We start from the raw sequence: 26,808 nt of genomic DNA, 5'->3' as shown, positions 1-26,808 counted from the left end.
ATGCTCGACGAGTACCGGTTGACCGCCGACGATGTCTACCTGCAGAAGACCGCGACCACCTTCGACGTGTCGCTGTGGGGCTACTTCCTGCCGCTGATGGTCGGCGCCAAGCTGGTCATCGCCTCGCCCGACGGCCACCGTGATCCGCTGTATGTCGCGGACATGATCGAACGCCACGGCGTCACCGTGACCGACTTCGTGCCGTCGATGCTGACGGTCTTCGTCTCCCACGCCACGCAGGCCCAATGTGAAACGCTGCGTGCGGTTTTCGTGATCGGCGAGGCGCTGCCGCCGGAGACGGCCGCCGGTCTGCGCGCGATCTCCACCGCGGGCCTGCACAACCTGTACGGCCCGACCGAGGCCGCGGTCTCGGTCACCTACTGGGAGGCCACCGAGGCCGACACCGTGACGGTGCCGATCGGTATCCCCGAGTGGAATGTCGAAGTGTACGTGCTGGATTCGCGGCTGCGCCCGGCCGCGATCGGCGCACCGGGTGAGCTGTATCTGGCGGGCCGTCAGCTGGCCCGCTGCTACCGCGGCCGCCCGGATCTGACCTCGGATCGCTTCGTCGCCAACCCGGTCGGCGCGCCGGGTGAGCGCATGTACCGCACCGGTGACCTGGTGCGCTGGAACGCCGACGGCGTCCTGGAGTACATCGGCCGCACCGACTTCCAGGTGAAGTTCCGTGGTCAGCGCATCGAGCTCGGCGAGATCGAGACCGATCTGCTCGCGCATCCCAGCGTCAGCCAGGCCGCGGTGCTGGTGGTCGACACCGCCACCGGCCAGCAGCTGGTGGCCTATGTGGTGCCCGCGCCGGGCCAGTCCGCCGATCCGGCGACGCTGACCCGTTTCGTCGCCGAGAAGCTGCCCAGCTACATGGTGCCCGCGTCGATCATGGTGCTCGACGCGTTCCCGCTCAACACCTCCGGCAAGCTGGACCGCAAGGCCCTGCCCGAGCCCGTGTTCACCGCCGCCGCGGGCGATTTCCGTGCTCCGCGCACGCCGTCCGAGCAGATCGTGGCCGGCATCTTCGCCGATGTGCTGTCCCAGGAGCGAGTCGGCGCCGACGACAACTTCTTCGAGCTCGGCGGTAACTCGCTGGTCGCGACCCAGGTCGTGGCCCGCATCGGCGCGGCCTTCGGCATCCAGCTGGGGGTGCGCGCGCTGTTCGAGACCCCGACCGTGGCCGGGTTGGCCGCGCGGGCCGAATCCGTCACTCCCGCCGATGTTTCCGCCGCTCGCCCGCCGCTGGTGGCGCTGCCGCATCCCGAGCAGGTGCCGCTGTCGCTGGCTCAGCAGCGGATGTGGTTCATCAACCAGTTCGACCCCGCCGCGGCGACCTACAACCTGCCCTTCGTGGTGCGGATGAAGGGTCGCGTCGATGTCGACGCGCTGATCGCCGCGCTCAACGACGTGGTGGTGCGCCAGGAATCGCTGCGCACCATCTTCCCCGACGCCGACGGCGGCTTCCAGCAGGTGCTGCCCGCCGACGAGTTCGATCTGGGCATCACGGTGACCCCGATCGATCAGTCGCTGCTGCACGACGAGCTGATCCTGTTCGCCTCCACCGGTTTCGACGTCACCCTGGAACTGCCGATCCGGGTGCGGATCTACCAGGTGACCGGCGGAACGACCAATGGCACACCGGAATTCGCGGTCGCCTTCGTCGTCCACCACATCGCCGCCGACGGTTTCTCCTTCGGCCCGCTGGCCCGCGACGTCGCCACCGCCTACCTGGCCCGCTCCGCGGGTGAGGCGCCCGGCTGGGCGCCGCTGCCGGTGCAGTACCGCGACTACACCCTGTGGCAGCGCGAACTGCTCGGCGCCGAAAGCGATCCGACGTCGATGGCCGCGCGCCAGCTCGACTACTGGCAGCGCGCGCTGGACGGCCTGCCCGATCAGCTCGACCTGCCCAGCGACCGCCCGCGCCCGCAGCAGCAGAGCTTCCGCGGCGCCCGCGTCGGTTTCGAGATCGACACCGAGACCCACGAACAGCTGGCCGCGCTGGCCCGCGCCAACGGCGTCACCCTGTTCATGGTGATGCACGCCTCGCTGGCGGTGCTGCTCGCGCGTCTGTCGGGCACCACCGACATCGCCGTCGGCACCCCGATCGCGGGCCGCGGCGAGCAGGCGCTCGACGACCTGATCGGCATGTTCGTCAACACCCTGGTGCTGCGGTCCGACGTCGACCCCACCCAGCCGTTCAGTGAATTCCTCGCCCGCACACGGGAAACGGATCTGAGCGCGTTCGCCAACGCCGACGTGCCGTTCGAGCGGCTCGTCGACGTGCTCAACCCGTCGCGCTCGCAGGCGCGGCACCCGCTGTTCCAGGTGGTGCTGTCGTTCCAGGAGATGTCGCACGGCACCCTGGAACTGCCCGGCCTGTCGGTCGACGCCGACGAGGTCGAGGTCGATATGGCCAAGTTCGACCTGCAGTGGACGCTGACCGAGGAGCACACCAGCACCGGCTCGCTGTCGGGCATGACCGGCGTGCTCACCTACGCCGTCGACCTGTTCGACCAGTCGACCGTCGAGGAACTGCTGCTGCGCTGGCGGCGCGTGCTCGACGCGATCCTGGCCGACCCCGCCGTCACCGTCGGCGCGATCGACGTGCTCGACGACGCCGAGCGCACCGACCTGGTCACCCGCTACGGCGCGCCGGCCGCGGTCGCGCGCACCCTGCCGCAGCTGATGGCGCAGGCCGCCCGCGACACCGAGGCGACCGCCGTGGTGTTCGAGGGGACCACCGTGTCCTACGGCGAGCTGGATCGCCGCTCGAACCAGCTGGCGCGCTTGCTGATCCAGCAGGGTCTGGGCGCCGAGGACTTCGTCGCCGTCGCCGTGCCGCGCTCGCTGGAGTCGGTGCTCGCGGTGTGGTCGGTCGCCAAGACCGGTGCCGCGTTCGTGCCCGTCGACCCGAACTACCCGGCCGACCGCATCGCGCACATGATCACCGATGCCGGTGTCTCCGTAGGCATCACGGTCACCTCCGAGGCCGAGGAGCTGCCCACCTCGGTGCGCTGGCTCGAAGTCGACGACATCGATCTCGACGACATCTCCGACGCGCCGCTGGCTCCGCGTGAGCTGGTGCGCCCGACCGATCCGGCCCAGCCCGCCTACCTGATCTACACCTCCGGTTCCACCGGTGTGCCCAAGGGCGTGGTGGTCACCCATGCCAGCGTCGCCAACTTCTGCGCCGAGCAGATCGACCTGTACTCGCTCGACTCCGACACCCGCGCACTGCATTTCGCCTCGCCGTCGTTCGACGCGTCGGTGCTGGAACTGCTGCTGGCGCTGGGTCGCGGCGGCACGCTCGTGGTGGTCCCGCCGGGTGTCTACGGCGGTGAGGAACTGCGCGACATCCTCATCACCGAGGAAGTCACCCACGCCTTCGTCACCCCGGCCGCGCTGGCCACCTTCGACGCGCGCGGCCTCGACCACTTGCGGGTCCTGGCCGCCGGTGGCGAGGCGGTCCCGCCGGAGCTGGTCACCAAGTGGGCGGTGCGCCTGCCCGACGGCGCGCGCCGCATGCTGGGCAACGTCTACGGCCCGACCGAGACCACCATCGCCTCCAATCTGTCCGAGGGCCTGATCCCGGGGGAGCGGGTCGTCATCGGTGGACCCATCCGCGGTGTCCACACCCTGATCCTCGACGACCGGCTGCGCCCGGTGCCCGTCGGCGTGGCCGGTGAGCTCTACATCGGCGGCGTCGGCATGGCACGTGGATACCACGCGCGCGCCGCGCTGACCGCCGACCGCTTCGTCGCCAACCCCTACGCGCCCGGCCTGCGGATGTACCGCACCGGTGACGTGGTGCGCTGGACCGCCGACCGCAATGTCGAATACGTCGGCCGCTCCGACTTCCAGGTGAAGGTCCGCGGTTTCCGTATCGAACTGGGCGAGATCGACTCCGCGCTGGCCTCGCACGAGACCGTCGACTTCGCGGTCAGCATCGGCCACAAGAACAAGGGTGGCAGCACCTCGCTGGTGTCCTATGTCGTCGCGGTGCCGGGCAGCTCCATCGATGTGCCCGCGCTGACCGAGCATGTCGCCCAGCGCCTGCCCGCCTACATGGTGCCGTCGTCGATCATGGTGCTCGCCGCGATCCCGCTGACGGTCAACGGCAAGCTCGACCGCCGCGCGCTGCCCGCGCCGGTGTTCGAGGTGCGCGAGTTCCGTGCCCCGACCACCCCGATCGAGCAGATCGTCGCGCAGGTCTTCGCCGACGTGCTCGAGCTCTCGCGCGTCGGTGTCGAGGACGACTTCTTCGAACTCGGCGGCAACTCGCTGATCGCCACCCAGGTCGCCTCCCGCATCGGCATCGCCCTGGACACCCGGGTCCCGGTGCGCATGCTGTTCGAGGCGCCCACCGTCGCGGCGCTGGCCGCGCGGGTGGAGTCGCAGGCCGGTGACGGTGCCCGCAAGGCACTGGTCGCGCGTGAGCGGCCCGAGCTGGTGCCGCTGTCGCTGGCCCAGCAGCGCATGTGGTTCCTGAACCGCTTCGACACCGCCTCGGCGGTCAACAACATCCCGGTCGCGATCCGGCTCTCCGGTGACCTGGACGTGGCCGCGCTGCAGGTCGCCGTCATCGACGTGATCGACCGGCACGAGTCGCTGCGCACCGTGTTCCCCGAGTCGGGCAACGGCCCGGTGCAGGTGGTGCTCGACGCCGCGCAGATCGTCCCCGACCTGACCCCGTACCGGGTCACCGAGGACAACCTCATCGATCATCTGATCGACCTGGCCTCGATGGCCTTCGACGTGACCAGCGAAGTGCCGCTGCACGCGCGGCTCTTCGAGATCAGCGAGACCGAGTACGTGCTCGGCATGGTGGTGCACCACATCTCCGCCGACGGCTGGTCGATGGCGCCGCTGTCGCGCGATGTCATCGTCGCCTACGCGGCGCGCACCTCCTGGGAGGCGCCGACCTGGGCCGAATTGCCGGTCCAGTACGCCGATTACGCGCTCTGGCAGCGCGAGGTGCTCGGCTCCGAGGACGACGCGCAGTCGCTGATCTCCTCCGAGATCGACTACTGGACCCGCGAACTCGCCGATCTGCCCGACGAGCTGGTGCTCCCGGCCGACCACCCGCGTCCGCCGGTGGCCACCTACCGTGGCGGCACCTACAGCTTCGTCATCTCCGGCGAGACCCAGCGCGCCCTGGTCGATCTGGGCCGCCGCTACAACGCCTCGCTGTTCATGGTCATGCACAGCGCGCTCGCCGTGCTGCTGGCCCGCGCCAGCGGCACCAGCGACATCGCCATCGGCACCCCGGTGGCCGGCCGTGGCGACCAGGCCCTCGACGACCTGGTCGGCATGTTCGTCAACACCCTGGTGTTGCGCAGCCAGGTCGAGGGCGCGACCCCGTTCGCGGCCCTGCTCGACCAGGCCCGCGAGACCGACCTGCAGGCGTTCGCGCACGCCGACGTGCCGTTCGAGCGGCTCGTCGAGGTGCTCAACCCGCCGCGGTCGCAGGCGCGCCATCCGCTGTTCCAGGTGATGCTGTCGTTCCAGAACAACAAGCAGGCCTCGCTGCAACTGCCCGGCCTGTCGGTCAGCGGCATCGACTACGACTCCCAGCTGGCCAAGTTCGACCTGCAGCTGACCCTGACCGAGGTGCAGGACACCGACGGTGAGGCCGGCGGCATGTCGGCCGAGTTCTCCTACGCCCTCGATCTTTTCGAGGAGTCGACGGTCGCCGCGTTCGCGCGCAGGCTCGACAACATCTTCGCCGCGATCGTGGCCGATCCCGAGGTCGCCGTCGGCGACATCGATCTGCTGGCGCCCGAGGAGCACGCGCAGGTCCTCGTCGACTGGAACGACACCGCGCGCCCGGTGCCCGCCGGCACGCTGGTCTCGCTGTTCGACGCGCAGGTCGAGCGGACCCCCGACGAGGTCGCGCTGGTCTTCGAGAACGAGCGGCTGACCTACCGCGAGCTGCAGGAGCGCGCCAACCGCATCGCCCGCAGGCTGATCGCGGACGGCATCGGCCCCGGTGCGCATGTGGCTCTGGCCATTCGGCGTTCCACCGAACTGGTCGTCGCCATGTACGCGGTGCTGCAGGCAGGCGCGGCCTACGTGCCGCTCGACCCGGACCAGCCCGCCGACCGCATCGGCCACATCCTCGAGACCGCGCGGCCGGAACTGGTGCTCACCAGCCGCCGCGACGCGTTCGAGGCCGACGGCGTCACCGTGCGGGCGGTCGAGAACATCGCCTCGCCCGCCGATTTCGGCTCGGCGCCGATCACCGACGCCGAGCGCACGCAGCCGCTGCGCGCCACCAACACCGCCTACGTGATCTTCACGTCGGGTTCCACCGGCCGCCCCAAGGGCGTCGCGGTCGACCATGCCGCGATCGTCAACCGCCTGCTGTGGATGCAGCACGAGTACCCGATCGACGGCGCCGACGCGGTGTTGCAGAAGACCCCCGCCACCTTCGACGTGTCGGTGTGGGAGTTCTTCTGGCCCTTGCAGACCGGCGCTCGCCTGGTCGTCGCCAAGCCCGACGGCCACCGCGATCCGGTGTACCTGGCCCAGATCATCGCCGAACACGGCATCACCACCGCGCATTTCGTGCCGTCGATGCTGTCGGTGTTCGTCTCCACCCTGGGCAGCAACGGCAACGGCGACGCGGTGCGGCTGCGTCAGGTGTTCGCCTCCGGTGAGGCGCTGCCCGCGCCCACCGCGCAGCGCCTGCGCGAGCTGACCGGGGCCCGCCTGCACAACCTGTACGGCCCCACCGAGGCCGCGGTCGACGTCACCTATCACGAGGTGGTCGACACCGACGTGGAGTCGGTGCCGATCGGTCGTCCGGTGTGGAACACCAAGGTGTTCGTGCTGGATTCGCGTCTGCATCCGGTGGCCCCCGGTGTCGCGGGTGAGCTGTATCTGGCGGGCGATCAGCTCGCCGTCGGCTACCTCAACCGGGCCGACCTCACCGCCGACCGCTTCGTCGCCAACCCGTACGGCGCGGCCGGTTCGCGGATGTACCGCACCGGCGACCTCGTCACCTGGACCCGCGACGGGGAACTGAACTACCTGGGCCGCACCGACTTCCAGGTGAAGCTGCGCGGTCTGCGCATCGAGCTCGGCGAGATCGAGGCGACCTTGCTCGCCCAGCCGGGCGTCGCGCAGTCGGTCGTCGTCGTGCGCGCCGACGCGCACGCGGGCGATCAGCTCGTGGGTTATGTGGTGCCCGAAGCGGATTCGAGCATCGACGTGGCGGCGGTGAAGGCGGGCATCACCGCCGAGCTGCCTGCGTACATGGTCCCCGCCGCGCTCGTCGTGCTCGCGGAGTTCCCGCTCAACGCCTCCGGCAAGCTCGACCGCAAGGCGCTGCCCGCGCCGGTGTTCGAGGCCAAGGTGTTCCGCGCGCCCTCGACCCCGATCGAGGAGATCGTCGCGGAGATCTTCGCCGACCTGCTCGGCGCCGAGCGCGTCGGCGTCGACGACGACTTCTTCGCTCTCGGCGGCAACTCGCTGGTCGCGACCCAGGTCGCGGCCCGCCTGAGCAAGGCTCTCGACGCCGAGGTGGGCGTGCGCACCCTGTTCGAGGCGCCGACCGTCGGCGCGCTCGCGGCCCGGGTGGAATCGCACGCGGGCACCGGCGTGCGCGCCGAGCTCACCGCGCGTGCGCGGCCCGAGCACCCGCCGCTGTCGCTCGCACAGCAGCGCATGTGGTTCCTCAACCGCTTCGACCTGGGCGACTCCGGCGGCGCGGGCACCTACAACATCCCGGTCGCGGTCCGTCTGCAGGGCCTGCTGGACCTGCCCGCGCTGCGTGGCGCGGTCGCCGACGTCATCGCGCGGCACGAGTCGCTGCGCACCGTCTACCCCTCGCACGACGGCACCGCCTACCAGAAGGTGCTGGCCGCCGCCGTTTCCATCCCCGAGCTGGAACTGGTCGAGGCCGACGAGACCGACATGGCGATCTCGCTCTACGAGTTCGCCCGCCGCGGTTTCGATGTCACCGCGCAGGCCCCGGTCCGCCTGCGGGTCTACGAGCTGGGCGAGCGCGAGCACGTGCTGGTGATGGTGGTCCATCACATCGCCTCCGACGGCTTCTCGCTGCGCCCGCTGGTGCGCGACCTGATGACCGCCTACGTGGCGCGCACCGCCAACGCGGAGCCGGGCTGGCCGCCGCTGGCGGTGCAGTACGTCGACTACGCGCTGTGGCAGCGCGAAACCCTCGGCGAGGAGACCGATCCCACCTCGCTGATCTCCGAGCAGCTCGACTACTGGCGCGGCGCGCTCGCCGATCTGCCCGACGAGCTGCGCCTCGGCCACAAGTCGCGGCCCGCGCAGGCCACCTACCAGGCGGGGACCCACCGCTTCGAGGTGCCGGGCGAGCTCGTCGACGCGCTGAACCGGGTCGCCCACGAGCACGGCACCACGCTGTTCATGGTGGTGCACAGCGCCTTCGCGGTGCTGCTGTCGCGCCTGTCGGGCACCGAGGACATCGCCGTCGGCATCCCCGTCGCCGGTCGTGGCGAGCAGGCTCTCGACGACCTGGTCGGCATGTTCGTCAACACCCTGGTGCTGCGCGCCCAGGTCGATCCGGCGGCCTCGTTCACCGAGCTGCTGGCGCGGGTCCGCGAGCACGACCTGGCCGCCTTCGCGCACGCCGACGTGCCGTTCGAGCGCCTGGTCGAGGTGCTCAACCCGGCCCGCTCGCAGGCGCGCCACCCGCTGTTCCAGGTGATGCTCTCGTTCCAGAACCTGGGCCGCACCACCCTGGAACTGCCCGGCCTCACCGTCTCCGAGCTGGGCATCGACCAGCACGTGGCCAAGTTCGATCTGCAGCTGGCGCTCAGCGAGGTGCCCGCCGACGACGACAGCCACATGGACGCCGAACTCGTCTACGCCACCGATCTGTTCGACGCGGGCTTCGCCACCACCTTCGGCGCGCGTCTGCTGCGCGTGCTCACCGGCATCGTGGCCGATCCGTCGGTCGCGGTCGGTGACATCGAACTGCTCGACGACGCCGAGCGCACCCTGGTGCTCGATCGCTGGAACGACACCGAGTTCGCCGTCGACGCCGCGCTGAGCACCCCCAGCGACGACGACCCGGCGACCCTCAACGCCCTGTTCGAGGCGCAGGTCGCGCGCACGCCCGACGCGACCGCGCTCACGTTCGAGGGGACGAGTCTGTCCTACGCCGAGTTCGCGATCCGCGTGCGCCGGCTCGCGCGCTGGCTCAAGGACGCCGGCGTCGGCCCGGAATCGTATGTGGCCCTGGGCATGCGACGCTCGATCGACCTGCTGGTCGGCATGTACGCCGTGTCCGCGGCCGGTGGCGCCTATGTGCCGCTGGACCCCGACCACCCGGCCGAACGCATCGAGCACATCCTCGACACCGCGCAGCCGGTGTGTGTGCTGACCTCCGGCGAGAGCCTGCCCGGCGTGGCCGGGCGCGAGGTGCGCATCGATCAGCTCGACCTGTCCGGCCAGTCGGCCGAGCCGGTCACCGATGCCGACCGGCATCGTCCGCTGCGCTCGGACAACACCGCCTACGTCATCTTCACCTCCGGCTCGACCGGTCGCCCCAAGGGCGTCGCGGTCAGCCATGCCGCGATCGTCAACCGGCTGGTGTGGATGCACGCCGCCTACGGCCTGGCCGCCGACGACGTGGTGCTGCAGAAGACCCCCGCCACCTTCGACGTGTCGGTCTGGGAGTTCTTCTGGCCCTTGCAGGTCGGCGCGCGCCTGGTCGTCGCCAAGCCGGACGGGCATCGCGACCCGGCCTACCTGGCCCGCCTGATCGCCGCCGAGCAGGTCACCACGGTGCATTTCGTGCCGTCGATGATGGCCGTGTTCGTCACCGAACCCCTTGCCGCGGAATGTGTCTCGCTGCGTAATGTGTTCGCCTCCGGTGAGGCGCTGCCCGCGCCGACCGCGCAGCGTCTGCGCGAGCTGACCGGTGCCGCGCTGCACAACCTGTACGGCCCCACCGAGGCCGCGGTCGACGTGACCTATCACGAGGTCACCGACGCCGACGCCGACACCGTGCCGATCGGCGCGCCGGTGTTCAACACCCGTCTGTACGTGCTGGATTCGCGTCTGCGGCCCGTTCCGGTGGGTGTCGCGGGTGAGCTCTATCTCGCGGGCGTGCAGCTGGCGCACGGCTATGTGGGTCGGCCCGACCTCACCATGGACCGCTTCGTCGCCGACCCGTTCGCTCCCGGCGAGCGCATGTACCGCACCGGTGACCTCGTCACCTGGACGCCGGACGGCGAGCTGGAATACCTGGGCCGCACCGATTTCCAGGTGAAGCTGCGTGGTCTGCGCATCGAGCTCGGCGAGATCGAGTCCGCGCTCACCGCGCTGCCGCAGATCGCCCAGGCGGTGGTCGTGGTTCGTGCCGACGAGCGCACCGGCGATCAGCTGGTCGCCTACGTCATCCCGCAGCAGGGCTCGACCGTCGACACCGACGCGGTCAAGGACGCCCTCGGCGCCGAACTGCCCGTCTACATGGTGCCCGCCGCGTACGTGGTGCTGAACGCCTTCCCGCTCAACGCTTCCGGCAAGCTCGACCGCAAGGCGCTGCCCGCGCCGGTGTTCGCCGCGCGCACCTTCCAGGCGCCGGTCACCCCGGTGCAGCAGATCGTCGCCGCCACCTTCGCCGAGGTCCTCGGCGCGGGTCAGGTCGGCCTCGACGACGACTTCTTCGAGCTCGGCGGCAACTCCCTGGTGGCCACCCGGGTCGCCGCTCGCCTGTCCGAGGCGCTCGACACCCAGGTGCCGCTGCGCGCGCTGTTCGAGGCCTCGACCGTGGCCTCGCTGGCCGCGCGGGTGGAGACCGCCACCGGTCGCGGCGGGCGTATCCCGCTGGTGCCGCAGCCGCGGCCCGAGCTGGTGCCGCTGTCGCAGGCCCAGCAGCGGATGTGGTTCCTCAACCGCTTCGACAACCGCACCGCCGTCAACAACATCCCGGTCGCGATCCGGCTCACCGGCGACCTCGATGTCGCCGCGCTGGAAGCGGCCATCGCCGATGTGACCGCGCGGCACGAGTCGCTGCGCACCTTCTACCCGGAGGTGGAGGGCGCCGGTTACCAGCAGGTCCTGCCCGCCGACGAGGTACGTTTCGCGCTGCCCGCCCAGCCGGTCACCGCCAACGAGGTCGTCGCCCGCGTGGTGGAGCTGGCGAGCGTGCACTTCGACGTCACCCGCGAGGTGCCGTTCCGCGCGAGCCTGCTGCGCGTCGACGACCGGAACCACGTCGCCGTGCTGGTCATGCACCACATCAGCGGTGACGGGTTCTCGCTGCGACCGCTGCTGCGCGACGTCGTCGTGGCCTACACCGAGCGTGTCCGCGGCGAGGTCCCCGCGTGGGCTCCGCTCGAGGTGCAGTACGCCGACTACACGCTGTGGCAGCGGGAGGTGCTCGGCGAGGAGTCCGATCCCGAGTCGGTCGCCGCGAGCCAGATCGCCTACTGGACCGAGCAACTGCGCGACCTGCCCGACCAGATCGAGCTGCCCGCCGACCGCCCGCGCCCCGAGATCGCCACCAACGCCGGTGACCTGTACCGCTTCTCGGTCGACGCCGACCTGCACCGCGCGCTGACCGAGATCGCCCGCGCGCACGGCGTCACCCTGTTCATGGTGATGCACGCGGCACTGGCCACCTGGGCCGCGCGCCTGTCCAACAGCACCGACATCGCCATCGGCACCCCGATCGCGGGCCGCGGCGAGCGCACCCTCGACGACCTCGTCGGCATGTTCGTCAACACCCTGGTGCTGCGCAGCGAGGTCGACCTCGGCGGCCGCTTCGGCGACCTGCTCGACCAGGTCCGCAAGGTCGACCTGTCGGCCTTCGCCAATGCCGACGTGCCGTTCGAGCGCCTCGTCGACGTCCTCAGCCCCACCCGCTCGCAGGCCCACCACCCGCTGTTCCAGGTGGCGCTGACCTTCGAGGCGGCCACCGCCGCCGATACCGGCACCGTCGCCCTGCCGGGCCTCGACCTCGACGTCGTCGACTTCGACCCGGGCACCGCGAAGTTCGACGTGCAGCTGACCGTGGGCGAGGCCGCCGACGGCTCGCTGGCGATGTCCTGGAACTACGCCACCGATCTGTTCGACGCCGAGACCGTCGCCGCCTTCGGCGATCGCCTGGTGCGCATCCTGCGCACCGTCGCGGACAACCCCGACGTGATCGTCGGCGACATCGACCTGCTCGGCGAGGCCGAACAGCGCGATGTCGCGCAGCGCTGGGTGTCCTCCGGCGCCGACGCCATCGCCCTGCCGGTGATCCACGACGCCAGCACCCCGGCGGGTCACCGTCGCGGGCTGTTCGGCAACAAGCACACGACGCTGGTCGACCTGTTCGACGCGGCGGCCGCGGCCTACCCCGATCGCATCGCCGCCAAGTTCGGCGTCGAGTCGCTGACCTACGCCGAGCTCGATCGGCGCGCGAATGTGCTGGCGCGCAGGCTGATCGACGACGGCGCCGGCCCCGAGTCGCTGGTCGCGGTGATCCTGCCGCGCTCGCTCGATCTCGTCGTCGCGCTGCTCGCCGTGGTCAAGACCGGCGCGGGCTACGTGCCGGTCGACCCGACCTACCCGGCCGAGCGCATCGCCTACGTGCTCGAGGACTCCCGTCCCACCAGCGTGGTCCTCGACTCCACCGTGCAGGTGACGGTGCCCGCGCACCTGCCCTCGGTGGTGCTCGACGGGTTCGCCGTGGAGACCGGCAATATCGAGGACGCCGACGATCTGCCGATCACCGACGCCGACCGGATCGCGCCGCTGTCGCCGGACAACGTCGCCTACGTCATCTACACCTCCGGCTCGACCGGTCGCCCCAAGGGCGTCGCGGTCGCGCACCGGAACGTGGTGCGGCTGTTCGCCAACACCGACCGCGACTTCGGCTTCGGCCCGCGCGATGTGTGGACGCTGTTCCACTCCTACGCCTTCGACTTCTCGGTGTGGGAGCTGTGGGGTCCGCTGCTGTTCGGCGGCTCGCTGATCGTCGTCGACTACTACACCTCGCGTTCGCCCGAGCAGTTCCTGGAACTGCTGCGTGTCGAGCAGGTGACGGTGCTCAACCAGACGCCGTCGGCGTTCTACCAGCTCGCCGAGGCCGACCGGATCGCCGGACCCGGCCTGGCGCCGCTGGCCCTGCGCTACGTCGTCTTCGGCGGTGAGGCGCTGGAACTGCGCCGCCTGTCGGATTGGGTTGCCCGCCACGGCGACAGCTCGCCGACGCTGGTCAACATGTACGGCATCACCGAGACCACGGTGCACGTGTCGTTCCGCGCGCTGGACGCGAAGACCATTGCCGCCGCGGCGGGTTCGGTCGTCGGCCGGGCCATCGCCGGCCTGGGCGTGTACGTGCTGGACAACCGGCTGCGGCCGGTGCCGGTGGGTGTCGCCGGTGAGATGTACGTCGCCGGACCGCAGTTGGCGCGCGGCTACCTCGGTCGCCCCGACCTGACCGCGACCCGCTTCGTCGCCAACCCGCTCGCGGGCCCGAGCCAGGCGGGCTCGCGCCTGTACCGCTCCGGCGACCTCGCGCGCTGGAACCGCTTCGGCGAGCTCGAATACCTCGGCCGCGCCGACGATCAGGTGAAGGTCCGCGGCTTCCGCATCGAGCTCGGTGAGATCGAGGCCGCCGTGCTGGCCCAGCCCGGCATCGCCCAGGCCGCGGTCATCGTGCGCGAGGATCAGCCGGGCGACCAGCGCATCGTCGCCTACGTGGTCGCCGACGGCGACGCCCAGCCCGACCTCGACGTCGTGCGCAGCGGTGCCGCCGAACAGCTGCCCGCCTACATGGTTCCGGCCGCGCTGGTCCGCCTCGAGTGGATCCCGCTGACCGTCAACGGCAAGCTGGACCGTCGCGCTCTGCCCGCTCCGGCGGTGCAGGCCAGGGCCTTCCGCGCCCCGGTCACTCCGGTACAGGAGACCGTCGCGGCGGTCTTCGCCGACGTGCTCGGCCTGGACCGGGTCGGCGTCGACGACGACTTCTTCGACCTCGGCGGCAACTCGCTCATCGCCACCCGCGTGGTCGCCCGCATCGGCGCGGCGCTCGGCGCCACCGTGCCGGTGCGCGCGCTGTTCGAGGCCTCCACCGTGGAAGCCCTTGCGGCGCGGGTGGAATCGCACACCGGCGGCACCGCCCGCGCAGCGCTGGTCGCCCGTGAGCGCACCGAAGGTGAACTGGTGCCGCTGTCGTTCGCGCAGCAGCGCATGTGGTTCCTCAACAAGTACGACACCACCTCGGCGGCCTACAACCTGCCCGTCGCGATCCGCCTCACCGGCGCGCTCGACACCGAAGCGCTGGCGCTGGCGCTGGCCGACCTGGTGCGCAGGCACGAATCGCTGCGCACCCGCTACCCCGAGCACGGCGGCACCCCGGTGCAGCAGATCGTCGCGGCCGAACGCATCTCGCTGGATCTGCGCCCGGTCACGGTCGCCCAGGAGCAGCTGTTCGGCACCGTGACCGAGTTCGTGTCCACCGGTTTCGATGTGGCCGAACAGGTTCCGCTGCGTGCGCGCCTGTTCAAGGTCACCCCCGAGTCCGCTGGCGGTGCTCCCTCCGGGCGCGCCGACGCCGAGCATGTGCTGGTCGTGGTCGTGCACCACATCGCGGCTGACGGTTTCTCCATCGCGCCGCTGACCCGCGACGTGATGCTGGCCTACACCGCTCGTGCCCAGGGCACCGCGCCCGGCTGGGCGCCGCTGCCGGTGCAGTACGCCGATTTCGCGATCTGGCAGCGCGCGGTGCTCGGCACCGAGGACGACGCCGACTCGCTGATGTCGCGCCAGGTCGGGTACTGGCAGCGCCAGCTCGCCGGTGTCCCCGACGAGCTGACCCTGCCGTTCGACCGTGCCCGCCCGGCCATCGCCTCGCATCGCGGCGCCACCGTGCACCGCGAGCTGGCGCCCGAGCTCATCGCCAAGCTCGACGAGGTGGCCCGCCGCCAAGGCGCGTCGCTGTTCATGGTCATGCACACCGCGCTGGCGGTGCTGCTCTCGCGCCTGTCGGGCTCCGACGACATCGCCATCGGCACGCCCATCGCGGGCCGTGGTGAACAGGCCCTCGACGACCTGGTCGGCATGTTCGTCAACACCCTGGTGTTGCGCACCGGCGTGCGCCCGGCCGAGTCGTTCACCGACCTGCTCGAGCAGGCCCGCAAGGCCGACCTCGACGCCTACGGCAACGCCGACGTGCCGTTCGAGCGCCTGGTGGAACTGCTGGCGCCGGAGCGCTCGCAGTCGCGCAACCCGCTGTTCCAGGTGATGCTGGCCTTCCAGAACCTGGACCGCACCACCCTGGAACTGCCCGGCCTGGCCGTCTCGGCGCTCGATCTCGACGAGAGCGTCGCCCGCTTCGACCTGCAGTTCACCCTGTCCGAACTCGGTGAGCCGGGCAGCGGCGGCATGGCGCTGGCCCTGAACTACGCCACCGAACTGTTCGACGAGGCCACCGTCGACACCATCGCGACCCGCTGGGAGCGCGTGCTCGAAGCCGTCGCCGCCGACGCCACGGTCACCGTCGGCGCCATCGATGTCCTCGATGCCGCCGAGCGGGCCGATCTGGTGTCGCGCGTCGGCGAGCCGCCGGTGCCCGCGCGCACCCTGCGCAGCCTGTTGGCCGAGGCCGTCGCGCTGAACCCGACCGGCGACGCCGTCGTGTTCCAGGGGACAGCTCTGTCCTACGCCGAGCTGGATGAGCGCTCGAACCGCTTGGCGCGCTTGCTGATCGCCGAGGGGATCGGCGCCGAGGACCTCGTCGCCGTCGGCGTGCCGCGCTCGGCCGACTCGGTGCTGGCCGCCTGGGCCGTCGCCAAGACCGGCGCCGCCTTCGTGCCGGTCGACCCGACCTACCCGGCCGACCGCATCGCCCACATGGTCACCGACTCCGGTTCACCGCTGGGCCTCACCGTCGCCTCCGTGCGCGCGGGCCTGCCGGAATCGGCACGGTGGCTGGTGCTCGACGAGCTGGACCTGGACGCCTTCGACGGCGGCCCGATCGCGGATTCGGAACTGGTCCGCGCGACCATGCCCGAGCAGCCCGCCTACGTCATCTACACCTCCGGCTCGACCGGTGTGCCCAAGGGCGTCGTGGTCACCCACGCCGGCCTGGCCAACTTCGGCGAGGAGCAGGCCCAGCGCTACGCCCTCGCTACCGATGCCCGCGCACTGCATTTCGCCTCGCCCTCGTTCGACGCCTCGATCCTGGAACTGCTGCTGGCGCTGGCCCGCGGCGGCGCGCTGGTCGTCGTCCCGCCGGGTGTCTACGGCGGTGACGAACTGTCCGAGCTGATCCGCGCCGAGCGGGTCACCCACGCCTTCATCACCCCCGCAGCGCTGGCGACCTTCGACCCGAGCGGCCTGGATTCGCTGCGGGTGCTGGTCGCCGGTGGTGAGGCGGTGCCCGCCGATCTGGTGAGCAAGTGGGCGGTTCCGTTGGCGGACGGCACGACTCGCGCCTTCCATAACGGTTACGGTCCCACCGAGACCACGATCATGACCAACATCAGCGCCGCGCTGACCCCGGGCGAGCTGGTCACCATCGGTGGCCCGACGCGCGGCATGCGCTCGCTGATCCTGGACGCCCAGCTCCAGCCCGTTCCGGTGGGTGTCGCGGGTGAGCTGTATCTGTCGGGCATCCAGCTGGCGCGCGGCTACCACGCCCGCGCCGGGCTGACCGCCGACCGATTCGTCGCCGATCCGTTCGTGCCGGGGGAGCGGATGTACCGCACCGGTGACGTCGTGCGCTGGACCGCCGACGGCACCGTCGAATACGTCGGCCGCTCCGACTTCCAGGTCAAGATCCGCGGTTTCCGTATCGAACTGGGCGAGATCGACTCCGCGCTCGCCTCGCACGAGACCGTCGACTTCGCGACCACCATCGGCCACAAGAGCACGGCGGGCGCGGTCTCGCTGGTCGCGTATGTGGTTGCCGCGCCGGGCCATTCGATCGACGTCGCGGCGCTGACCGCGCACGTCGAGGACCGCCTGCCCGCCTACATGGTGCCGTCGTCGATCATGGTGATCGACCACGTGCCGCTGACTCCGGTCGGCAAGCTCGACCGTAAGGCGCTGCCGGAGCCGGTGTTCGCCACCGAGGTCACCTTCCGGGCCGCGCGCACCTCGATCGAGCAGACCATCGCCGAGGTCTTCGCCGAGGTGCTCGGGGTCGAGCGCGTCGGCGTGGACGACTCGTTCTTCGCCCTGGGCGGTGACTCGATCGTCTCCATTCAGCTCGTCTCCCGGGCCAAGGCCCGCGGCGTGCTGTTCACTCCGCGCCACGTCTTCGAACAGCGCACCGTCGCCGGGCTGGCCTCGGTCGCCGAGACCGCCGAGGTCGGTTCGGCCGCCGCCGTCACGCTGGCCGAGCTGCCCGGCGGTGGCGTCGGCGAGATGCCGCTGACCCCGGTCGTCCGGTTCATGGCCGAGCGGTCCGGCTCGTTCGACCGGTTCAACCAGACCATGGCGCTGGAACTGCCGGTCGGCATCGACCGCGCGGGCATCGCCGCCACTGTCGGCGCGGTCATCGACCGCCACGACATGCTGCGTTCGCGCCTGCACCAGGTCGACGGCCGCTGGGTCGTCGACACCGCGCCCGCCGGCGCGGTCGACGCCGACGCGCTGATCGACCACAGCACCTTCCCGGCCGATGCCACCGACGACCAGCTGATCGAGATCGCCTCCGCCGCACTGGATGCCAGCCTGGACCGGCTCGATCCCGCCGCGGGCGTCGTCGTTCGGTTCGTCTGGCTGGAGCCGTCCGCCGCGACCGCCCCGGCTATCTCGCTGCCCGGTGATGCCGCCCCGACCGGCGACACCGCCGCGAGCGTTTCCGGCGACACGACCTCGGCGACCGCCACCGACGCCGCGGCGTCGTCCGCCGGATCCCGGTCCGTCGCGCGGGCAGGTCGCCTGATCGTCGTCGCCCACCACCTCGTGGTCGACGGCGTGTCCTGGCGCATCCTGGTGCCCGACTTCGTCGCTGCCTGGGGCCAGCTCTCCGCCGGCCAGCAGCCGGAACTGGTCGCCCCGGCCACCTCCATGCGGGCCTGGGCGCACGCGCTCGCCGACGAGGCGCGCAGCCCCGAACGCGCCGCCGAACTCGACTTCTGGCGCGAGGTCGTCGCCACCCCGGATCCGCTGCTCACCGAGCGGCCGATGAACCCGGCCGTCGACGTCTCCGGCGTCATCGAGAAGCTGCCGGTCGAGGTGTCGGCCGAGGTCACCAAGGCCCTGCTGACCACCGTCCCGGCGTTGTTCCATGGTGGCGTCAACGACGGTCTGCTCACCGCCCTCGCACTGGCCGCGGCCAAGTGGCGCTCGACTCGCGTCGGCGCCACGGGCTCGACCACCCGTGCGGTCCTGGGCGACGGATCCGCTGCCGGTGACGGCCACCGCGCCGACAACGACGCACTGCTGGTCCGGCTCGAAGGCCATGGCCGCGAGGAAGAGGTCGCGCCCGGCGCCGACCTGTCGCGCACCGTCGGCTGGTTCACCGCTATTTTCCCGGTCCGCCTGGACCTGGCCGGTATCGACATCGACGCCGCGCTCGCCGGTGGTCCCGCGCTCGGTCAGGCCGTCAAGGCGGTCAAGGAGCAGCTGCTCGCCGTGCCCGACAAGGGCATCGGCTACGGCCTGCTGCGGTACATGAACGCCGAGACCGCGGCGGAACTGCCCACCCAGCTGCCCGGCCAGATCAGCTTCAACTACCTGGGCCGCGTCGCCGACAGCGACGTGCCCGACGCGCTGCGCGGCTTCGGCTGGATTCCCGCGCCCGAGCTGGCCGCCCTCGGCGGCGCCTACGACGCCGACATGCCCGCCATGGCGCCGTTGGACGTCAACGCGATCGTCGTCGGCGACAAGCTCAGCGCCAATATCGGCTACCCGAGCACCCTGCTCGCCGCCGCCGAGGTGCGCGAGTTCGCCGACCTGTGGGTCACCGCGCTGGAAGCCGTCGCCCGGCACGCCAACTCGGCCGACGCGGGTGGCCACACGCCGTCCGATTTCGCGCTGGTGCGCTCCACCCAGGGTGATATCGACGTCTGGGAGAAGCGCTACCCCGAGCTGACCCAGGTGTGGCCGCTGGCCGCGCTGCAGGCCGGTCTGTTCTTCCACGCCCGTCTGGCCGCCAGCTCGGTCGACGTCTACACCGCGCAGGCGGTCCTGACGCTCACCGGTCGCGTCGACGCCACCCGTCTGCGCGCTGCCGCCCAGGCTCTGCTGGACCGGCACGAGACCCTGCGCACGGCGTTCGTCACCGACCACGACGGCAATGCCGTCCAGATCGTCCTCGAGCACGCCGAGGTGGCCTGGACCGACCACGACCGCACCGAAACGGGCGAGTTCGCCGACCTCGTCGAGGCCGACCGCCATGCCCGCTTCGACCTGGCCGCGCCGCCGCTGATCCGGTTCACCCTGATCCGCATCGCCGAGAACGAGTGGCGCTTCGTGGTGTCCAACCACCACATCCTGCTCGACGGCTGGTCGACGCCGCTGGTCATGCGCGACCTGCTCGCGCTCTACGCCCTGCACGGTGACACGAGCGCGCTGCCCGCGGTCCGCTCCTACCGCCACTTCCTGGAATGGGTTGCCCAGCAGGATCACTCGGTGTCGGTCGCGGCATGGTCCGCCGCGCTGCGCGGCGTCACCGAGCCGACTCTGCTGGCCCGCCCCGACGCCAGCCGCGAGATCGCGGCGCTGTCGGAGGAGTACCTGTTCGACCTGGACGAGCCGACCACGGCCCGCCTGGTCGCGCTGGCCGCCGACCTCGGGGTCACCCCGAACACCGTGCTGCAGGTCGCCTGGTCGATCGTGCTCGGCCGGATGACCGGCCGCGACGACGTGCTGTTCGGCACCACCGTCTCGGGCCGCCCGGCACAGCTGTCGGGCGTGGAATCCATGGTCGGCCTGTTCATCAACACCGTCCCGGTGCGCGTGCGCTTCGACGCCGCCGAATCGGTGCGCGAGGTGCTGACCCGTACCCAGGGCGAGCAGGCCGACCTGCTCGACCACCACTACATCGGCCTGGCCGACATCCAGTCGGCCGCGGGCATCGGCGCCCTGTTCGACTCGCTGGTGGTCTTCGAGTCCTACCCGGTCGACGCCGAGGGCATCAAGGCCCAGGCCGCCGACATCGACGGCATGGCCGTCACCGGTCTGGACGCCGCCGACGCGACCCACTACCCGCTGTCGCTGATCGCCCAGCTGGACACGCAGCTCCGTATCCGGGCCGGCTACCTGAGCGATCTGTTCGACGCCGCCACCGTGCACCGCATCGCCGAGCGCCTGATCCGGGTGCTCACCGCGATCACCACCGAACCCGGTGTGGCCGTGGGCGATATCGAGCTGCTCGACGCCGCCGAACGCGAACTGGTCGTGCGCGACTGGAACGCCACCGCGCACGAGGTCGACACCACGGCCACCCTCGTCTCGATGTTCGAGGCGCAGGTGGCGCGCACCCCGCAGGCCACCGCCCTCAGCTTCGAAGGCGAGAACCTGTCCTACGCCGAGTTCGCCCAGCGGGTCTACCGCCTGGCGCGCTGGCTGATCGATCGCGGTGTCGGCCCGGAAACCTATGTGGCCCTGGGTATGCGCCGCTCGATCGACCTGGTGGTCGGCATGTACGCGGTGAGCGTGGCCGGTGGCGCGTACGTGCCGCTCGATCCCGATCACCCGGCCGAGCGCACGGAATACATTCTGGCGACGGCGGATCCGGTGTGTGTGCTCACCTCGGGCACCGATCTGGAGATCGACACCGCGCAGGTCCGCATCGACCTGCTCGACCTGGTCGGCTACGCCGACACCCGCATCACCGATGCCGAGCGCACGGCGCCGCTGCGTCCGTCGAACACCGCGTATGTGATCTTCACGTCCGGTTCGACCGGTCGTCCGAAGGGTGTGGCGGTCAGCCACGGCGCGATCGTCAACCGTCTGGTGTGGATGCAGGCCGCCTACGGCCTCACCGCGGACGATGTGGTGTTGCAGAAGACCCCCGCCACGTTCGACGTGTCGGTGTGGGAGTTCTTCTGGCCCTTGCAGATCGGCGCGCGTCTGGTCGTCGCCAAGCCCGACGGTCATCGTGATCCGGCGTACCTGGCCGAGATCATCGCTGCCGAGGGTGTGACGGTCACCCACTTCGTGCCGTCGATGCTCGCGGTCTTCGTCGCCGACGCCGCGGCCGCGCGCTGCGCGTCGCTGCGGATGGTGTTCGCCTCCGGCGAGGCACTGCCGCCCAAGCCCGCGCATCGTCTGCGCGAGCTCACCGGTGCGGCCCTGCACAACCTGTACGGCCCCACCGAGGCCGCGGTCGACGTCACCTTCCACGAGGTCGTCGACACCGATACCGACACCGTGCCGATCGGCGCGCCGGTGTTCAACACCGAGGTCTACGTGCTGGACGCGCGCCTGCGCCCGGTCCCGGTCGGTGTCGCGGGTGAGCTGTACCTGGCGGGCACCCAGCTGGCGCGCGGCTATGTCGCGCGGCCGGACCTGACCGCCGACCGCTTCGTCGCGAACCCCTTCTCCGCTGTGTCCGATGGCGTGGCAGCCGAGGGCCCTGCGGGGTCACGCTCCGCTACCTCCTCCGGGCCCGCCGGCAGCCCCGCGGGCGGCGCTCGCATGTACCGCACCGGCGACCTCGTCGCCTGGACCGAGCACGGCGAGCTGGAGTACCTGGGCCGCACCGACTTCCCGGTGAAGCTGCGTGGTCTGCGCATCGAGCTGGGTGAGATCGAGTCGGCGCTGACCGCGCTCGACGAGGTCGCCCAGTCGGTGGTCGTGGTCCGCGGCGATCAGCACACCGGCGATCAGCTGGTGGCCTACGTCATCGCCGCGCCGGGCCGCACCGTCGACATCGAGGACGCCCGCGAGGAACTGGGCACCAACCTGCCCGCCTACATGGTGCCCGCGGTCATCATCGTCCTCGACGAGTTCCCGCTCAACGCCTCCGGCAAGCTCGACCGCAAGGCGCTGCCCGCGCCGGTGTTCGAGGCCGCGGTGTTCCGCGCCCCGACCACGCCGGTCGAGGAGATCGTCGCCGCCACCTTCGCCGATGTGCTGGGCCTGGAGCGGGTCGGCCTCGACGACGACTTCTTCGCCCTCGGCGGCAACTCGCTGACCGCGACCCAGGTCGCCGCCCGCCTCTCGGCCGCGCTGGAGACCGACATCGGCGTGCGCGAACTGTTCGAGGCCTCCACCGTCGCCGGGTTGGCCGCGCGCGCCGAGACGCACTCCGGTACGGACCGTCGCGCCGCGCTGGTCCCGCAGCTGCGCCCCGAGCGGGTGCCGCTGTCGCTGGCCCAGCAGCGCATGTGGTTCCTCAACCGCTTCGACCCCGAGTCCGCGGTCGACAACATCCCGGCCGCCGTGCGGCTGTCGGGCCTGCTCGACCGGCAGGCGCTGCAGGTGGCCGTGGCCGACGTGCTCGCCCGTCACGAGTCGCTGCGCACCTACTACCCGGAGGTCGCCGGCGCGGCCCACCAGGTGATCGTGCCGACCGGCAAGGTCATCCCCGACCTCGCGCCGATCGAGACCACCGGTGCCGAACTGCCGCAGCGCCTCTCGGAGCTGGTGCTCACCGCGTTCGACGTCACCGCCGAGGTGCCGTTCCGGGCCGCCCTGTTCGAGATCAGCCCGACCGAACACGTGCTCGCCCTGGTCGTGCACCACATCTCGGCCGACGGCTTCTCCATGGGCCCGCTGACTCGCGACGTGATGACCGCCTACAGCGCCCGCGTCGAAGGCGCCGAGCCCGCCTGGCGTCCGCTCGAGGTCCAGTACGCCGACTTCGCCCTGTGGCAGCGCGCCGTGCTCGGCGACGAGGACGACGCCAAGTCCGTGATCTCCCAGCAGATCTCGTTCTGGGGTCAGCGGTTGCGCGGCCTGCCCGAGCAACTGGACCTGCCCGCCGACCGGCCGCGTCCCGCGGTCGCCAGCGGTCGTGGCGCCACCCACACCTTCGAGATCGACGCCGACACCCATGCGGCACTGGCCGAGCTGGCCCGCAGCCGGGGCGCGACGCTGTTCATGGTCGCCCACGCGGCGCTGGCGCTGCTGCTCTCGCGCCTGTCCGGCGAGAACGACATCGCCATCGGCACCCCGATCGCCGGTCGTGGCGAGCGTGCCCTCGACGACCTGATCGGCATGTTCGTCAACACCCTGGTGCTGCGCACCGAGGTCGACGGCGACGCGAGCTTCACCGACCTGCTCGGCGAGGTCCGCGCGGCCGACATCGCCGCCTTCGGCCACGCCGACCTGCCGTTCGAGCGGCTGGTCGAGATCATCAACCCGGCCCGCTCGCAGGCCCGCCACCCGCTGTTCCAGGTCATGCTGGCCTTCCAGAACACCGGCCAGACCAGCCTGGAACTGCCCGGCCTGACCGTCAGCGGCGTCGAGCTGCCGATCGACGTGGCCAAGTTCGACCTGAACGTGGTGCTCACCGAGAAGCGACCGGCGGGCCCGGAGGCGGTAGCGAAGCGTGACCACGCAGGGTCCTCGGGAGCGGAGCGGTCCAACGCCGCGAAGCCCGCCGACTCGCCCGCGGGCATCGTCGCCGAGCTGATCTACGCCACCGACCTGTTCGACGCGGCCACCATGGATCGCTTCGGCACCCGCTTCGCCCGACTGCTGGCCGCGATCGCGGCGGCGCCGGACCGGGCCGTCGGCGATCTCGAACTGCTCGACGACACCGAAAACGCGCTGGCCGTGCTCGGCTGGAACGACACCGAGCGCGCGCTGCCCGGCGCGGGCACCCTGGTCGACGAGTTCGCCCGCCAGGCCGCCGCCACCCCGGACGCGGTCGCGATCGTCGACCCGGCCTCCGGTGCGACGCTGACCTACGCCGAATTCGCCGCGCGCGTGCACCGTTTGGCGCATCGCCTGATCGAGGCGGGCGTCGGCCCGGAGACCCTGGTCGCGCTCGGCCTGCGCCGCGGCGTCGACCTGGTCGTCGCGGCCTACGCCGTGCAGGAAGCCGGCGGTGGCTACGTGCCGCTCGACCTCGACCAGCCCGCCGACCGCATCGCCTACGTGCTGGAGACCGCCGCCCCGGTGGTCGTCCTCACCACGGCGCGCGACGGTTTCGACGCGGGTGAGCTGCCGACGCTGGCCGTCGACACCCTCGAGGTGGCGGCCTACTCCGACGCTCCGGTCACCGACGCCGAGCGGATCGCGCCGCTGCGTCCTCAGCACCCGGCCTACGTCATCTTCACCTCCGGGTCGACCGGTCGCCCGAAGGGCGTCGCCGTGCCGCACGCCGCCGTCGTCAACCAGATCCGCTGGATCACCGGCGAATACGGCATCGGCGCCGACGACGTGGTGCTGTTCAAGACCCCGGCTACCTTCGACGTCTCGGTGTGGGAGCTGTTCGGCCCGCTCAGCACCGGCGGCCGGATCGTCGTGGCGAGCCCCGACGGCCACCGCGACCCGCAGTACCTCGCCGATGTCATCGCGGCGCAGCGCGTCACGATGACCTCGTTCGTGCCGTCGATGCTGACTGTTTTCGCGGGCAGCATCGATGCCGAGGGCGGAGCTCTGTCCTCGCTGCGCGCCCTGCTGATCGCCGGTGAGGCCTTCACCGGCGACGCGGTCGCCGCGCTGCGCAAGGTGAGCGACGCGGCCCTGTTCAACCTGTACGGTCCGACCGAGTTCACCGTCCACGCGACGCACGGCCCGGTCGCCGACCAGGTCGACGGTGCCGTCCCGATCGGCGCACCGGTCTGGAATTCGCGGGCCTACGTGCTGGATTCCCGTCTGCACCCGGTTGCTGCCGGGGTCGCCGGTGAGCTGTACCTGGCCGGCGCGCAGCTGGCGCGCGGCTACTTCGGTCGCGCCGATCTGACCGCCGACCGCTTCGTCGCCGACCCGTTCGGCGAGGACGGCGCCCGCATGTACCGCACCGGTGACCTCGTGCGGCGCGACGAGCACGGTGTCATCACCTACCTCGGCCGCACCGACTTCCAGGTCAAGCTGCGCGGTCTGCGCATCGAGCTCGGCGAGATCGAGGCCGCGCTCACCGCGCACGAGACCGTCGCGCAGGCCGTCGTGGTCGTGCGCTCGGACGCCCGCACCGGCGACCAGCTCGTCGGCTACGTGGTGCCTTCCGCGGGCGCGGCCGTCGAGATCGACACGCTGCGTACGCAGCTGGCCGCGCAGCTGCCGTCCTACATGGTCCCGGCCGCGTTCGTCGCGCTCGACGAGATGCCGCTGAGCGCCAACGGCAAGCTGGACCGGCGCGCCCTGCCCGACCCGGTGTTCGAGGCGCGGGAGTTCCGTGCGCCGAGTACGCCGATCGAGGAGATCGTCGCCGCGACCTTCGCCGAAGTGCTCGGCCTGTCCGGGGACCGCGCCGTCGGCCTCGACGACGACTTCTTCGACCTGGGCGGCAACTCGCTGATCGCCACCCAGGTGGTCGCCCGCCTCGGCGCCGCCCTCGACACCCGCGTTCCCGTGCGCGTGCTGTTCGAGGCGCCGTCGGTCGCCGCGCTGGCCGCCAAGGTGGAATCGCACGCGGGTAGCGGCAGTCGTCGCGAGCTCGTCGCCGGAGCGCGCCCGGAGCAGATCCCGCTCTCGCTGGCCCAGCAGCGCATGTGGTTCCTCAACCGCTTCGACAACGCGACCGGGGTCAACAACATCCCGCTCGCCGTCCGCCTGACCGGCGACCTCGACATCGACGCCCTGCGCCAGGCCGTCGCCGACGTGGTCGACCGGCACGAGGTGCTGCGCACCGTCTACCCCGAGACCGCCGAGGGCCAGGGCGTGCAGGTCGTGCTGCCCGCGGGCCAGGTGCCGATCTCGCTGAGCCCGATCACGGTCGGCGAGGACGAGATCCGCGACCGGATCAGCGAACTGGTGCTCGCCGGGTTCGATGTGACCGCCGAGGTGCCGGTGCGTGCCGCGCTGCTGCGCGTCGCCGGTTCGATGGACGGTTCGCATCCCGACACCCACGTGCTCGTGTTCGTCGTGCACCACATCTCCGGTGACGGCTGGTCGGTGCGCCCGCTGGCCCGCGACGTGATGATCGCCTACGCCGCGCGCTCGCGCGGTGAGGCGCCGGGCTGGGCGCCGCTGCCGGTGCAGTACGCCGACTTCGCGCTGTGGCAGCGCGAGACCCTCGGCGCCGAGGACGACGCGACGTCGATGATCGCGCAGCAGGTCGCCTACTGGTCCGAGCACCTGGCCGGCCTGCCCGATCAGCTCGACCTGCCCGCCGACCGGCCGCGTCCGGCCGTGGCGTCCAACCGCGGTGGCGTGCACGAATTCTCGATCGACCCGGCACTGGCGGCGAGCCTGAACGCGCTGGCCCGCGAGCACGGCGCCAGCCTCTTCATGGTCGTGCACGCCGCCTTCGCGGCGCTGCTGGCCCGCCTGTCCGGCAGTGACGACATCGCCATCGGCACCGCCGTCGCGGGCCGTGGTGAAGCGGTCCTCGACGACGCGATCGGCATGTTCGTCAACACGCTGGTCCTGCGCAGCGCGGTCGACCCGGCCCAGCCGTTCACCGCCCTGCTCGCGCAGACCAGGGAGAGCGACCTGGCCGCCTTCGGCCACGCCGACCTGCCGTTCGAGCGCCTGGTGGAGATCCTCAACCCGGCCCGCTCGCAGGCCCGGCACCCGCTGTTCCAAGTGATGCTGTCGTTCCAGAACACCGGCGAGGCGGCCTTCGAGCTGCCCGGCCTCGAGGTCGCCGGGGTGCCGCTGGACGTGGTCACCGCCAAGTTCGATCTGCACCTGAACCTGGCCGACCGGCATCGCGAAGACGGTTCCGCCGACGGCATGACCGCCGAATTCGCCTACGCCACCGACATGTTCGACGCCGACACCATCGCCGCGCTCGCGCAG

1 protein-coding gene (running past one end of the window) is annotated in these 26,808 nt (G+C 71.3%); it reads left to right on the top strand.

Annotation, left to right across the window (positions count from 1 at the left end; all coding sequences use genetic code 11):
- Positions 1 to 26,808, top strand: the 5' portion of a protein-coding gene (locus V8688_RS09885; protein ID WP_342800665.1) for a non-ribosomal peptide synthase/polyketide synthase. Its footprint extends 15,564 nt past the window's final position; 26,808 of the gene's 42,372 nt are visible here — the first part of the coding sequence; it begins with the start codon at positions 1 to 3; its stop codon lies beyond the right edge, outside the window.

Source organism: Nocardia sp. No.11, from assembly GCF_038752175.1.
GTDB lineage: Bacteria > Actinomycetota > Actinomycetes > Mycobacteriales > Mycobacteriaceae > Nocardia > Nocardia canadensis.
This window is presented reverse-complemented; position numbering and strand designations above follow the sequence as displayed.